Source organism: Allobranchiibius sp. GilTou38 (assembly GCF_017565325.1).
Classification (GTDB): domain Bacteria; phylum Actinomycetota; class Actinomycetes; order Actinomycetales; family Dermatophilaceae; genus Allobranchiibius; species Allobranchiibius huperziae.
This window is the reverse complement of record NZ_JAGEKN010000007.1, coordinates 13,559-27,365: the sequence shown is the minus strand read 5'-3', so window position 1 is coordinate 27,365 and position 13,807 is coordinate 13,559. Positions and strand designations below refer to the sequence as shown.

General features: G+C 68.8%; 15 protein-coding genes. 11 read left to right on the top strand and 4 right to left on the bottom strand.

Features of this window, described 5'->3' with window-relative positions; translation table 11 throughout:
* The first annotated feature begins 139 nt into the window (after positions 1-139).
* The 10 genes from JOB34_RS09305 (at position 140) to JOB34_RS17870 (ending at position 8,367) form a co-directional block, all read left to right on the top strand.
* Complete coding sequence (locus tag JOB34_RS09305) at positions 140-622, top strand: CarD family transcriptional regulator (RefSeq protein WP_179482905.1); 483 nt, start codon at positions 140-142, stop codon at positions 620-622.
* Between the two features lie 14 nt (positions 623-636).
* Positions 637-1,854, top strand: a complete 1,218-nt coding sequence (ispD, locus tag JOB34_RS18105) for a 2-C-methyl-D-erythritol 4-phosphate cytidylyltransferase (RefSeq protein ID WP_208052468.1) — start codon at positions 637-639, stop codon at positions 1,852-1,854.
* Positions 1,851-2,336, top strand: coding sequence for a 2-C-methyl-D-erythritol 2,4-cyclodiphosphate synthase (gene ispF / locus JOB34_RS09295; protein ID WP_208052467.1), 486 nt, complete (start codon positions 1,851-1,853; stop codon positions 2,334-2,336). Before ispD ends, ispF begins: the two co-directional genes overlap by 4 nt.
* Before the next feature lie 124 nt (positions 2,337-2,460).
* A complete protein-coding gene (locus JOB34_RS09290; protein ID WP_208052466.1) occupies positions 2,461-3,513 on the top strand; it encodes an aldo/keto reductase in 1,053 nt (350 codons plus the stop codon).
* A gap of 61 nt (positions 3,514-3,574) precedes the next feature.
* Entirely contained in the window at positions 3,575-4,669 is a 1,095-nt protein-coding gene (locus JOB34_RS09285) for an S-(hydroxymethyl)mycothiol dehydrogenase (RefSeq protein ID WP_208052465.1), read from the top strand.
* Positions 4,666-5,322 carry an MBL fold metallo-hydrolase gene (locus JOB34_RS09280; protein WP_208052464.1) on the top strand — a complete coding sequence of 219 codons (657 nt, stop codon included), beginning with the start codon at positions 4,666-4,668 and terminating at the stop codon, positions 5,320-5,322. Before JOB34_RS09285 ends, JOB34_RS09280 begins: the two co-directional genes overlap by 4 nt.
* A gap of 163 nt (positions 5,323-5,485) precedes the next feature.
* The gene (gene cysS / locus JOB34_RS09275) at positions 5,486-6,910 is read left to right on the top strand and encodes a cysteine--tRNA ligase (protein ID WP_208052463.1); all 1,425 of its coding nucleotides are present in this window, start codon (positions 5,486-5,488) and stop codon (positions 6,908-6,910) included.
* A 51-nt stretch (positions 6,911-6,961) separates the two neighbouring features.
* Entirely contained in the window at positions 6,962-7,927 is a 966-nt protein-coding gene (gene rlmB, locus JOB34_RS09270) for a 23S rRNA (guanosine(2251)-2'-O)-methyltransferase RlmB (protein ID WP_208052462.1), read from the top strand.
* A gap of 27 nt (positions 7,928-7,954) precedes the next feature.
* Positions 7,955-8,218 (top strand): hypothetical protein, encoded by a 264-nt coding sequence (locus tag JOB34_RS09265; protein ID WP_208052461.1) that lies wholly within the window; start codon positions 7,955-7,957, stop codon positions 8,216-8,218.
* Positions 8,219-8,241: 23 nt separating this feature from the next.
* Complete coding sequence (locus JOB34_RS17870; protein WP_279538905.1) at positions 8,242-8,367, top strand: hypothetical protein; 126 nt, start codon at positions 8,242-8,244, stop codon at positions 8,365-8,367.
* Between the two features lie 73 nt (positions 8,368-8,440).
* Here the strand turns inward: JOB34_RS17870 and JOB34_RS09260 are convergent, their stop codons facing one another.
* Together JOB34_RS09260 and JOB34_RS09255 are read right to left on the bottom strand one after the other, a co-directional pair.
* Positions 8,441-9,130, bottom strand: coding sequence for an RDD family protein (locus tag JOB34_RS09260; protein ID WP_208052460.1), 690 nt, complete (start codon positions 9,128-9,130; stop codon positions 8,441-8,443).
* 87 nt (positions 9,131-9,217) lie between these two features.
* Positions 9,218-10,459, bottom strand: a complete 1,242-nt coding sequence (locus JOB34_RS09255; protein ID WP_208052459.1) for a DUF4032 domain-containing protein — start codon at positions 10,457-10,459, stop codon at positions 9,218-9,220.
* A gap of 148 nt (positions 10,460-10,607) precedes the next feature.
* On the opposite strand from JOB34_RS09255, the gene JOB34_RS09250 reads away from it, so the two are divergent.
* Positions 10,608-11,972, top strand: coding sequence for a lipase family protein (locus JOB34_RS09250; protein WP_208052458.1), 1,365 nt, complete (start codon positions 10,608-10,610; stop codon positions 11,970-11,972).
* Between the two features lie 163 nt (positions 11,973-12,135).
* On the opposite strand, the gene JOB34_RS09245 is transcribed toward JOB34_RS09250, so the two are convergent.
* Both JOB34_RS09245 and JOB34_RS09240 read right to left on the bottom strand, forming a co-directional pair.
* Positions 12,136-12,660, bottom strand: a complete 525-nt coding sequence (locus tag JOB34_RS09245; protein ID WP_208052457.1) for a hypothetical protein — start codon at positions 12,658-12,660, stop codon at positions 12,136-12,138.
* A 201-nt stretch (positions 12,661-12,861) separates the two neighbouring features.
* On the bottom strand, positions 12,862-13,254 hold the full coding sequence (locus JOB34_RS09240) for a hypothetical protein (RefSeq protein ID WP_208052456.1): 393 nt from the start codon (positions 13,252-13,254) through the stop codon (positions 12,862-12,864).
* Positions 13,255-13,807 lie beyond the last annotated feature (553 nt).

Here is a 13,807-nt window from a genome sequence, read left to right as displayed (position 1 = left end):
GCGTGCACGACAGACGTCGATCTGTCAAGGGTCGATTTATGGCCTGTGGATCGTCGGCATGCCCTCTGACCTGCGGAAACGTTTCTGAGGGCCCGTTCGGCCGTGGTATTCTGGGGGTCGCGAAAGGGGCTAACAACAGATGGCTTTCAAGGTCGGCGAGACGGTCGTGTATCCGCATCACGGTGCGGCTCTCATCGAAGAGATCAACAAGCGAACGATCAAAGGTGAGGAGAAGCTCTACCTCAAGCTGAAGGTCGCCCAAGGCGATCTGACCATCGAGGTACCCGCAGAGAACTGCGACCTGGTCGGCGTCCGTGACGTCGTCGGCAAGGAAGGTCTGGACAAGGTGTTCGAGGTGCTGCGCGCCGAGCACACCGAGGAGCCGACCAACTGGTCGCGTCGTTACAAGGCCAACCTGGAGAAGCTCGCCTCGGGCGACGTCATCAAGGTGTCCGAGGTCGTGCGTGACCTGTGGCGCCGCAACCAGGACCGTGGCCTGTCCGCCGGCGAGAAGCGGATGCTGGCCAAGGCGCGCCAGATCCTCGTCTCGGAGCTGGCGCTGGCCGAGCACACCAACGAGGACAAGGCCGAGGCCACGCTCGATGAGGTGCTCGCCTCCTGACGTCCGAACCGCACGTGACCGACGCCCACCCCAGTTCCGCTGAGGTGGGCGTCGTCGTCGTGGCCGCCGGGCTCGGCACCCGCCTCGGCGCCGGTATGCCGAAGGCGTTGGTGCCGCTCGCCGGTGAACCCCTCGTCGTGCACGCCGCCCGTGCAGCCCGCGGCGTACGAGGTCTGCGGCAACTGGTCGTGGTCGCTCCCGCCCCTGATCTGGAGCAGTTCCGGGCGCTCGTCCCGGATGCCGTGGTGGTGGCCGGCGGCGCCGAACGCACCGACTCGGTGGCGGCCGGTCTGGGCGCCCTCGGGCCGGGCATCGACGTCGTCCTGGTGCACGACGCGGCGCGTGCGCTCGCGCCGACCGCCCTGTTCGACCGGGTCGCGAGCGCGGTCCGCGAGGGGTACGACGCGGTCGTGCCCGGTCTGGCCGTGCACGACACCGTCAAGCAGGTCGACGACGCGGGTCTGGTCACTGCCACCCCCGACCGGGACGCGCTGCGCGCCGTACAGACCCCGCAGGGTTTCACCCGGGACGCGCTGCAGCGCGCCCACAACGGTGGGTCCGCCGCCGCCGCCACCGACGACGCCGCCATGGTCGAGCGCTCCGGCGGGCGGGTGCTGGTCATCGAGGGCGATCCTCTGGCCGAGAAGATCACCACCGCGGCAGATCTGCAGAACGCCGCGAGCCGCCTGCGACCGCCGGACGGAGCGACGCTGATCGTGCTCGGCGGACTTCCCGGGGTCGGCAAGACCACCACGGCGCGGGCACTGGCGGCGCGAAAGGCGTTGACCCATCTGCGAGTCGATGTCATCGAGCAGGCCGTCGTCGACAGCGGTCTGGAGCAGCACCCGGTCGGCGAGGTGGGCTACCGGGTGTCCTACGAGCTGGCGGCCCATCATCTGGACCTGGGGATGACCGTGGTCGCCGACATGGTCAACGGCGTGCCGTATGCCCGCGACGCGTGGCGCGACCTGGCGGCCGGTCGTGGCGTCCGCCTGCTGGAGGTCGAGTTGTTCTGCAGCGACCAGGACGAGCACCGCCGGCGTGCGTCCACCCGGGTGGGCGACATCGAGGGCATGCCGCAGCCCAGCTGGGAGCAGATCCAGGAACGGGAGTACCACCCGTGGCAGCCCGACCTGCGGATCGACACCGCCGCGCTCTCGCCGGGTCGGATCGCCGACACGATCCTGGCGGCGCTGGCCGTTCCCAGCTCGGGGGAGAGGATCACCCGATGAGTCCATTGCCGCGTACCGGCATCGGTGTCGACGTCCACCCGTACGCCGACGACGACCGCCCCCTCTACCTGGCCGGCCTGGAGTGGCCGGGGGAGCGCGGGATCGAAGGACACTCCGACGGCGACGTCGTCGCGCACGCGATGTGCGACGCGCTGCTCGGCGCCGCCGGCCTCGGAGACCTCGGTCAACACTTCGGCACCTCCCGCCCGGAGCTCGCGGGTGCGCGGGGCGCGGTGCTGCTCGGGGTGGTGCGGGAGCTGCTGCAGGACAACGGTTTCCAGATCGGCAACGTGACAGTGCAGGTCATCGGCAACCGGCCCAAGATCGGCCCGCGGCGGCTCGAGGCGCAGCAGGCGCTCTCGGACGCGCTGGGCGGCGCGGCCGTCTCGGTGGCGGCGACCACGACCGACGGCCTCGGCCTCACCGGGCGAGGCGAGGGCGTGGCGGCGATCGCGACCGCGCTCGTCGTGCCCACCGCCTGACCCCGCGGCCGGACCCGCCGCCGGACCCTGCCGAGTGGCATACCTGTGTGCCGAGTGCACCCCGTGGAGGTGCGCCACTCGACGCATATGTATGCCACTCGGGGGCAGGCCTACGCTGCGAGACATGGACACTCGCAACCTCGGCCACACCGGCATGCACGTCACCCCGCTCTGCCTCGGCGCCATGATGTTCGGCGCCTGGGGCGAGAAGGACCACGAGGAGTCGGCGCGGATCATCCACCACGCGCTGGACTCCGGCATCAACTTCATCGACACCGCCGACGTCTACTCCCAGGGGGAGTCCGAGACCATCGTCGGCAAGGCCCTTCGAGGACGACGTCAGGATGTCGTTCTTGCGACCAAGTTCCACAGCCCGATGGACGTCGCGATGGGTGCGCCCGGAGGCGACCCGAACCAGCGCGGCAACTCCCGGCGTTGGATGGTGCGGGAGGTCGAGAACAGCCTGCGCCGGCTGCAGACCGACTGGATCGACCTCTACCAGGTGCACCGTCCGGACACCGGCACCGACGACGACGAGACCATCGCGGCCCTGACCGACCTGCAGCGGGCGGGCAAGATCCGCGCGTTCGGCTCCTCGACGTTCCCGGCGTACCGGATCGTGGAGGGCCAGGTCATCGCACGCGACCGTGCGCTCTCGCGGTTCGTGACCGAGCAGCCGCCGTACTCGATCCTGGCGCGCGGCATCGAGCGCGAGGTGTTGCCGGTGACCGAGAAGTACCGGATGGGTGTGCTCGCGTGGAGTCCGCTGTCCGGTGGTTGGCTGTCCGGGCGGTTCCGCAAGGGCCAGGAGATGCCCACGACGAACCGGACCAAGATGATGCCCAAGCGCTTCGACCTGTCGACCCCGGCGAACCAGCGCCGTCTGGACGCGGTCGAGGATCTTGCGGTGCTCGCCGAGCAGACCGGGATCACGCTGATCGAACTGGCCCTGGCGTTCGTGATGCAGCACCCGGGCGTCACGTCGGCCATCATCGGGCCGCGCACGATGGAGCAGCTCGACAGTCAGCTGAGCTCTCCTGACGTGCACCTGAGCGCCGAGGTGCTGGACCGGATTGACGAGATCGTGGCGCCCGGCACCGACATCTCCGACGACGGCAACGCGTACACCACCGACGCGCTCACCGACCCGTTCCTGCGCAGGCGGCGCACCGCCTGACCCTGCTTCTCCGACGGCGACGGCCTAGGTTGGGGGAAACGTCGATCGAGGGAGTATCGGTATGCCGCAGACCGTCCGGGGCGTCATCGCCCGCGCGAAGAACCAGCCCGTGGAAGTGGTCGACATCGTGGTGCCCGATCCGGGGCCGGGCGAGGCGCTCGTGGCAGTACAGGCCTGCGGGGTGTGCCACACCGACCTGCACTACCGCGAGGGCGGCATCAACGACGACTTCCCCTTCCTGCTCGGCCACGAGGCCGCCGGTGTCGTCGAGGCGGTCGGCGAAGGCGTCACCGACGTCGCGCCCGGCGACTTCGTGGTCCTCAACTGGCGCGCGGTGTGCGGGCAGTGCCGGGCCTGCAAGAAGGGCAAGCCCTGGTACTGCTTCGCCACCCACAACGCGACCCAGAAGATGACGCTCACGGACGGCACCGAATTGACCCCGGCCCTCGGCATCGGCGCGTTCGCGGAGAAGACCCTGGTGGCCGCCGGCCAGTGCACCAAGGTCGACCCGGAAGCGCCCGCCGTCGCGGCCGGCCTGCTCGGGTGCGGTGTGATGGCGGGCTTCGGCGCGGCCGTCAACACTGGTGGTGTCACACGCGGTGACAGTGTTGCCGTCATCGGCTGCGGCGGGGTGGGTGATGCCGCCGTCGCGGGCGCGTCCATCGCCGGTGCGACGACCGTCATCGCGATCGACGTCGACCCGCGCAAGCTGGAGCTGGCCAAGCACTTCGGTGCCACCCACACGATCGACCCCCGCTCCGAGGACGTCGTCGGGCGGGTGCGCGAGCTGACCGGAGGCAACGGCGCCGACGTGGTCATCGACGCCGTCGCCAGACCGGAGACCTACGAACAGGCCTTCTACGCAAGGGATCTGGCCGGCACGGTCGTACTGGTCGGCGTACCGACGCCCGACCTGAAGGTGGAGCTGCCGCTGATCGACCTCTTCGGCCGCGGCGGGGCCTTGAAGTCCAGCTGGTACGGCGACTGCCTGCCCGAGCGCGATTTCCCCATGCTGATCGACCTCTACCGCCAGGGTCGCTTCGACCTGGACACCTTCGTCACCGAGCAGGTCGGCCTTGATGAGGTCGAGGCGGCGTTCGACAAGATGCACGGCGGCGGCGAGGACGTCGTCCTGCGGTCGGTGGTCGTGCTGTGAGCGAGGTCGTGGCACAGCGTGACGGCGTCCGGGTGGAGAAGGTCACCACGTCGGGGGCCTTCGAGCTCGACGGCGGCTCGTGGGACGTGGAGAACAACGTCTGGCTGATCGGTGACGACGACAGCGTGCTGGTCGTCGATCCCGGTCACGAGTCCGGTCCGATCCTGGCAGCCGTCGCCGGACGCCGGATCGCCGGGATCTGGTGCACCCACGCGCACAACGACCACATCGATGCCGCAGCGGGGATCAAGCAGGTGCAACCCGACGTGCGCATCGCGCTGCACCCCGACGACTGGCCGCTGTGGGAGCTCACCTACCCGGAGCAGCGTTTCGACGACGACCTCGCCGACGGCGACGTCCAGACCGTGGCAGGTGCGCGGATCGAGGTGCTGCACACCCCCGGTCACTCGCCGGGCGCCTGCTGCTTCCACCTCCCGGACCTGGGGATCGTCCTCACCGGCGACACCCTCTTCCAGGGAGGTCCGGGAGCCACGGGACGCTCGTTCAGCAGCTTCCCGGTCATCATCGATTCGATCCGGGACCGGTTGCTCACCCTCCCGCCGCAGACCCGGGTGCTGACCGGGCACGGCGACGCCACCACCATCGGGGACGAGGCGCCGCACCTGCAGGAGTGGATCGACGCCGGCTCCTGACCGGGCGTCTGGGCGCGGGCGCTGCGTGCAGGAAAGTGACCGTAGCGCCACGAACCCGCGCTCCCGCCGTACGCCGTCGCAGGAAAGTGACCGTTGCGCCCACAACCCACTCGGGCGCCGGCGATGGTCGGTCGGGCCCGCGCGGTCCCGATAAACTCGGCGGGTGAGCCTGCACATCTACGACACCGCCACGCGGCAGCTGCGTGAGTTCCAGCCGTTGCAGGAAGGCCGGGTCGGGCTCTACATCTGTGGCCTCACCACCCAGGGCAGCCCGCACATCGGCCACGTCCGCTTCGCCGTCGCGTTCGACATCCTGCGCCGCTGGCTGACCATCGGGCACGCGTACGACGTGACCCTGGTCCGCAACGTCACCGACATCGACGACAAGATCCTCGACAAGGCGCGGGCCAACGACGCGCAGTGGTTCGCGTGGTCCTACGAGCACGAGCGGCAGACGAGCGACGCCCTGGACCTGCTCGGGGTGGGCCGACCGACGTACGAGCCGCGGGCCACCGGCCACGTCACCGACATGGTCGAGCTGATGGAGACACTGATCGAGAAGGGTCACGCGTATGCCGCGCCCGACGACAGCGGCGACGTCTACTTCGACGTGCGGTCCTGGCCCGCGTACGGCGAGCTGACCCACCAGAACATCGACGACATGGAGGACGCCGCCGACGCCGACCCGCGTGGCAAACGCGACCCCCGCGACTTCGCGCTCTGGAAGGGTCGCAAGAGTGACGAGCCGGAGTCGGCCAGCTGGCTGACGCCGTTCGGTCGCGGGCGGCCCGGCTGGCACCTGGAGTGCTCGGCGATGGCGCGGCGCTGGCTCGGCGAGACGTTCGACATCCACGGCGGCGGCATCGACCTGCGCTTCCCGCACCACGAGAACGAGTTGGCCCAGTCACGCGCGGCCGGAATGGATTTCGCGCGCTACTGGATGCACAACGGCTGGGTGACGCTCGGCGGCGAGAAGATGAGCAAGTCGCTCGGCAACACCCTGGCTGTCACCGAGATCACCAAGACGGTGCGGCCGCTGGTGCTGCGCTACTACCTCGGCGCGGTGCACTACCGCTCGACGATCGAATACCACGAGGGGTCTCTCGATGAGGCCGCCGCCGCGGTCTCAAGGATCGAGGGGTTCCTCGACCGGGCGCTGGGTGGTGCGCCGACCGCGTTCGACGCTGGGCTGCCGCAGGCGTTCTCGGCTGCGATGGACGACGACCTGAACGTCTCCGGTGCGCTCGCCGTCGTGTTCGACACCGTGCGCGAGGGCAACATCGCCCTGGACGAGCACGAGTCGGCGAAGGCACGCGAGCTGGCCCTGCAGGTCGTCGCGATGACCGACGTACTCGGGGTCAATCCCTATGCGCCCGAATGGGCCTCCGACGGCGGTGATCGCAGCGGTCACGCCCTCGGCAGCCTCGTCGACGCGCTGATCGAGCAACGTGCCGCGGCCCGAGCCGCCAAGGACTTCGCCGCCGCCGACCGGGTGCGCGATCAGCTCGCGGCCGCCGGTGTGGTCGTCGAGGACACCGCCGACGGCGCCCGCTGGTCCCTGGCAGAGGCCACCACCGAACAGACCTGACCCGCGCGCGACACCCATCGCGCCCACGAACTTCAAGGAAAAGAGCACATCATGGCCGGCAACTCCCAGCGCCGCGGCGCCATCCGCAAGGGTGCGAGCCGCAAGGGCGCCAGCGTCGGCAGCGGCGGTCAGCGACGACGCGGACTGGAAGGCAAGGGCCCGACTCCGAAGGCGGCCGAGCGGCCCAATCACAAGGCGTACAGCAAGTCCGCGTCGAGCGGCGGCGGCTCCTCGTCGCGCGGACCGTCGCGTGGTCGCTCGGGCTCGAAGAAGCCCAGCTCGGAGATTGTCGCCGGTCGCAACTCGGTGCTGGACGCGCTCCGGGCCGAGATCCCCGCGACCGCGATGTACGTCGCCGGGCGCATCGAGTCCGACGACCGGGTCCGCAGCGCGTTGAAGCTGGCCGCCGACCGGACCATCCCGATCCTGGAGACCCCGCGCGGTGAGCTCGACCGGATCACCGACGGCGCCGTCCACCAGGGCCTGGCGCTGCAGGTGCCACCCTACGACTACGCGCACCCCAACGACTTCTTCGATCCCGAGGCACCCGGGATCCCGCTCGTCGTGGCGCTGGACGGGATCACCGACCCCCGCAACCTCGGCGCGATCCTCCGCTCGGTCGGTGCCTTCGGCGGACACGGCGTGATCGTGCCCGAGCGACGGTCGGTCGGCATGACCGCGTCGGCGTGGAAGACGTCGGCGGGAGCCGCGGCGCGGGTGCCGGTCGCTCTTGCCGGCAACCTCAACCGCACCCTCGAAGACTTCCGCAAGGCGGGGTTCTTCGTCCTCGGACTCGACATGGACGGCGAGGTCGAGCTGCCCGACGTACAGCTGGCGACCGAGCCGCTGGTCATCGTCGTGGGCTCGGAGGGCAAGGGGTTGTCCCGGCTCGTCAGAGAGAACTGCGACCAGATCGTGTCGGTCCCGATGAGCGCGAGCACCGAGTCGCTCAACGCGGGCATCGCGGCGTCCGTCGCGCTCTACGAGATCGCCCGCAAGCGCGCGACGAGGTCCTGACCACATCCGATGCCCGTGGAGGCTGCCGTGACCGATGGCGAGGTGTACGCCGAGCTGGGTCGCGGAGTCGACCAGGTCGCCGATGACGTGGTGCGCTGGCGCCACCACGTGCAGCATCCGGAGCTGTCCAACCGTGAGGTGAAGACCGCCGGGTTGATCGCCGACCACCTACGGTCCCTCGACCTGGACGAGGTCCACACCGACATCGCCGGGCACGGCGTCGTGGAGTTCGTGAACGCGTACGGGGGCCTCTACGTCATGCTCGGCGTGCAGGACACCCGGTTCACCTGACCCCGATCCCCGGCGGGTGCGGCGTGCCTTCCGACCACAACCCGCGCTTCTACGCCGACGACGACACCCTGGCCACCCGGGTGCGGCTGCACGCCCACGCGGCCTACGACCACCTGTCGGGTGCGCTGGCACCCGCCCACGAGCACTGAACCTCCCAGCGACTAGCCCGCACCCTCCGGAGCGGATGCGGGCTCGTCGCTGCCTGTGTGAGTCGTCGCGCGCTCAGCGGACGTCGATGACCACCGTCTTGACGATCTTGTCCGCGAGGGTCTGCCGCTTGCTGTCCCACAGCGGGAAGAGCCACCCGATGTAGCAGATCACGCTGTCCACGAGGTGCGCGATGTCGCGTACGAAGGCCATCAACGGGCCGATCGGCTGCCCCGTCTCCACGCCGATCAGCTTGGTCCCGACCTGCTTGCGGCCGATCGACTGACCGGTCCTACCGCCTTGGAGCCACCGATTCCAAATGGTGAAACCGAGCAGTGCCAAGCCGAGGATGATCCGGAGCGCAGTGCCGAGCCCACTGCTGGCGGCGCCGACGATCGCGCTGACCACGTTGATGACGATCACCGGACCGAGAATGTCTATGACATAGCCGCCGGCGCGCTTGCCCCAGCTGGACAGGTTGCCCTGCGTCGGCGCGGGCGCACCGGAGTACTGCGGCGCGGATCCGTAGCCGCTCTGCGCGGGGGCCTGGCCGTACTCGCTGCCCTGGGCGGGGGCCTGGCCGTACCCGCCCTGCTGGCCGTACCCGCCCTGCTGGCCGTACCCGCCCTGCTGGCCGTACTCGCCACCCTGAGCGGGGGGCTGGCCGTATCCGCCCTGGTTCGGCTGCCCGCCGTACTGGGGGTAGCCCGAAGGCTCGCCCTCACCGCTCGGAGGTTGTTCCCACGGATTGTCGTTGTTGCTCATGCGTGATCCCCGTCGACGTTGTGGTCAGTGCGGAGCAGAGTAGCGGGACCGCGTGCCGCACGAGTCCCTTTCGAGCTCACCAGCATCTCAGTCCCTGGCGCGTACGGGGATGGACTGGGTATCGACGCCGACCACGGATCGTTCGTCCGGTTTGTCGGGCAGCACCCAGTCCACGTAGTCGCGCACCGCTTCGTCGATCGAGACGTCGCGCTCGAGCTTCTCCGACATGTACCACCGGTGCTCCAGCACCTCGTGGAAGAGCTCGGCCGGCTCCAGCTTGGCGCGCAGATCCCGCGGCGCGGCGCGGGTGATCGGCTCGTAGATCGTGGTGAGCCAGTCGTGCGCCACCATCTCCTCGTCATCGTTCTGGCGGTCGTGCGCAGCACGGAAGGAGTCCAGGTCGTTCAGGAGCCGCCGGGCCTGGTTGTCCTCGACGTCCAGTCCGGTCAACCGCAGCAACCGCCGCGAGTGGTGCCCGGCGTCGACCACCTTCGGCTGGATGCGGATCCGGGTGCCGTCGACATCGGTCTCGATGTCGAGCTCGCCCACGTCGAAGCCGAGGGTGTTGAGGCGCCGGATGCGCTCGTCCACCAGCCAGCGTTCGCCGCGGTCGATGGTCTCGACGCGGGTCAGCTCGGCCCACAGCTCGGCGTATCGGGTCATGATTCGCTCGGACACGCTGATGGCGTCGATCTCGTCCGACAGCAGCCCGCCTGCCTGCAGATCCATGAGCTCGCCGGCGATGTTGACCCGGGCGATGTCGAGATCGTGGGCGCGCTGGCCGTCGCTCAGTCGGTTGTGCAACTCTCCGGTCTCGGCGTCCACCAGGTAGGCCGCGAACTCGCCGGCGTTGCGCTTGAAGAGGGTGTTCGACAGCGACACGTCGCCCCACCAGAAGCCGTTCAGGTGCAGGCGCACGAGCAGCACTGCCAGCGCGTCGATCAGACGCTGCACCGTGCTGGACCGCAGCGCCTGGCTGAGCATCGCGCGGTACGGCAGGGAGAACTGCAGGTGTCGGGTCAGCAGGCAGGCGTCGAGGGGTTCGCCGTGCACGTCGACGCGCCCGGCGATGATGCCGACGGCCTCCACCGCCGGCTGGTCGAGGCGGCGCAGATTGCGCAGCAGCGAGTACTCGCGGCGGGCAATATCGGCCTTGATCTCCTTGACCGCGATGATCCGGCCCTCGATGCGCACGAATCGTACGACGTGACGGGAGATCCCGCGCGGCAGCGCGGCCAGCAGGTCCTCGGGCCAGTCTTCGAGCGGGGTCTCCCAGGGGAGATCCAGCAGTGCCGGCCACGGCCGGGCGGCGGTGATGTCCAGGCCCACACCTGCATCGTGTCACTTCCAGGCGTGCCGGGCATGGCCTCGCCGACGATGGCCTCGTCGGGCTGGTTACCCGAAGGTAGCCTCGATGGCACGACAGTGACCCACGACACATCGTCGATCGGCGCTGACTTCTCCGCGGAGGATCCTCATGCGAACCACCCCTCTACGACGCTACGGCGTCGCCACTGCCGCGCTGCTCGTGACCGCAGGTGCCATCGCGACGGGCTCCCTCCCGGCACACGCGGCGACGCCGCAGTCGAAGGGCGGATGGGAGCGCACCGGGCCGTTCTACTCCTATACCGGGGCTCGCACGCTCGCGTCGTTCGCGCCGGGCACCGTGCTGAAGAGCCGCACGATCACCTACCACGTGCAGGGGATCGCGACGCCCGTGCAGGTCACCCAGCTCCTCTATCGCACCCGCACCCAGACGGGTCAGGCCGTCGCCAACGTGACGAGCGTGATCCACTCGCCCGTCCCCGACGTCACTCACAAGGTCGTCACCTACAACTCTTTCTACGACTCCCTCAACGTCGCGGACAGCCCGTCGCGCAGCATCGCGGGGTCGACCTCGCCCGGCGCGCAGACCTTCGCGGAGGAGCAGCTCGCGTTCACCTCCCTGTTGAGCGCCGGCCACGACGTGAACGTCCCGGACTTCGAGGGTCAGGTGCCGCACTACACGGTCGGTCCGGAGAACGGCTACATGACGCTGGATTCGATGCGGGCCGTGGGCAAGTCGAGCGCGCTCGGTCTGGGGCCGAACACCGACTTCGCGATGATGGGCTACTCCGGCGGGTCGATCGCGACTGAATGGGCCGCGCAACTGGCGCCGTCGTACGCGCCCGACATCAACCGCCATCTGGTCGGGGCGACCGAGGGCGGCGTCTACGTCGACCCGGCGCACAACCTGAAGTACGTCAACGGCTCGACCAAGTGGAGCGGGGTCGCCCTGCTCGCCATTAACGGGCTGGAGCGCGGGTTCGCCATGGACCTGTCGCCCTACCTGTCGACGTACGGCAAGGCCGTGCTCGGCGCGACGAAGAACGCGGGCATCGGCGACGCGGAGGGCAAGTACCCCGGACTGACGTTCCAGCAGCTGGTCAAGCCGCAGTACGCCAACCCCGACTCGATCCCGGGACTGGCCGCCGTCCTGAACAAGGTCAACGCCGGGCTCGCCCCGTCGCCGACCATCCCGTTCCAGATCCTGCAGGGCGCGTACGGCGTCAGCGAGGGCACTCAGCCGTCTGCGAAGTACGGCACCGGGGACGGCGTGATGGTCACCGGCGATGTGCGCAGCATCGCTCGCAAGTACTGCGCGGCCGGGAACGCCGTGGAGTACACCGAGTTCGGCACGCTGGGTCACACCGATGTGGGCATCACCTGGCTCACCACGGCGGCGGCGTGGGTGCAGGCCCGGTTCGCCGGCGTCCCGGCACCCAGCACCTGCTCGACGATTCCGGCCGGCAACAGCCTGGCGGCGGAGAAGCCCGTCCCGGTAGGCACGCCCGCCGACTGACGCAGAACGATCGTTCTGGGGCACTCCTGAACGACACCGCCAACGGGCCTGGAAGTGGTCGTCTGAGGTCCGATCGGGATTTTCGAGCACATCTGTCCGACTCGGATCTCATTCCATCAACGGGTGATCGCGGGTGGCAGCGTGTTCCCGTGTGCTGGGCGGGTCAGCAGATCTTGATGGGCAGGGTGACGTTGTCGACGAACGTCGTATGGGTTCGCAGTAAGGATTTCCACCGCAGCAGCAGCGAATTGTCGAAGGTGCTGTCAGTGCGGAAGCCGGCGTTCGGTGGGCAGGTGGTGGGCCGGTGCAGCGTGAGGAGCAGGCGGATGGTTCCTTGCGCGGGGATCGTGGCCGGGAATGAGTGCCAGGGTGTGTCGACTCCAAAGACCGACCCGTCGGGCACTGTGTGGAACACCGACCACTGGACGCCGATTACGGGCGCCATGTCCCCGGCGCTGGCGGAACGGATCGTCACGGCGTGCGACCCGGGGTTGTAGAGGGAGCCGATCACCTGTCCCGTGGTTCCCGGGGCGGAGGTGAGGCGGTACGAGGAGTCCTCGTTGATGAAGGCGAGGTCGTTGGCCACCGGGCCACTGAAGCTGCCGCCCTGCAGGGGGCCGTAGCGGTGGTCGAGAGCGACCAGAAGTAGCGCGACCGCGGCGCACACCACGAGGACCGCGCTGACCACCGCGAAAGTGGCCTTCCGCGGCCAACGGCGCGGTTGGCTAACGATGTTCGACACTTCGGCCGATCGACATCGTGTCGGCGCCTGAGGCGGTCATGACGGTGAACCTACTGGCATAGCACCGGGACGGACTGTGTTTGAGGCCTGTTGGGTAACGACGCTCCTATAGAGCGTCGTCAAGTGCGGAGTCTTCCGACGTGGCTGTTAGGCGCCGCAGGCAGGGTTGTTGGCGATGTCTTCCATCGCGTAAAAAGCTCGGTGATTATGCCCAAGTTCGATGGCAGCCAAGGCGATGCATTTGCCGGTGTCCGGTGTGATGACGTCTTTGGATCGCCCGCCGACAACCGGGAGCAGAGACCATGTACCGACGGAGTGCAGGTGGGGCGCTCCTGGGCGGAACCTGACGAGTTCCTGGGGCGGAAGGTCAACCTGGTCTACTGGTTCGAAACGGTATCCGCCGATGTAGAGGTGCACGGGTCGAACCACCACGTTGAAGGTGCCGTAGGCGTGGCGGTAGCGAATTGCTGACACGGCAGCCGCCAGGAGGACAACGATCGCCAGCAGGGCTGCGATTCCTCGAATATTCTGACCCCTCATAGGCCGAACCATAGTGGCCACTGCCGCAGCGAAGACCCTTTCCGGTCGTTCTTGGTCGCAGTGGGTCAACTGGGGTCAGAGGCCACTATCCGTGGGCGGTTGAAGGGTCTGGTGGCATTCCACGAGGTGCTTCAGGTGGCGGGCGAGGTAATTCTTCAGGGCGCGGCGGATGTCGCGGTCGGTGGCACCCGCCGCTCGTCGCCGGCGACTTCTTGACCGCCGCAGCAGCGTGGTAGCGATTCGACGAGATGGCGGCCAATTCATGCGGCTTGTGCCGGGTGGGGGACAAGCGGCAAAAGAACTCTAAGGGGCCTCTCGCTTGACCTGCCCTGATTGAAATGCGTCACCGGACGGGTCTTGCGGGGCGGTTGGTGCAACTCACCGGCTGGCACGGTCGCGCACCGCCAGGGCGTCCCGTTGACGGTTCGGCAAACGGGGCGCCGGTCGCTTGGCCAATACTTGTCCTACGTGGCCTGAGACGGTGTCAAGATCTGCGGATGGGTACACCTGGGGGACGGTGGGGCTTCACTCGTACGCGGAGGGAGTCCTGGAT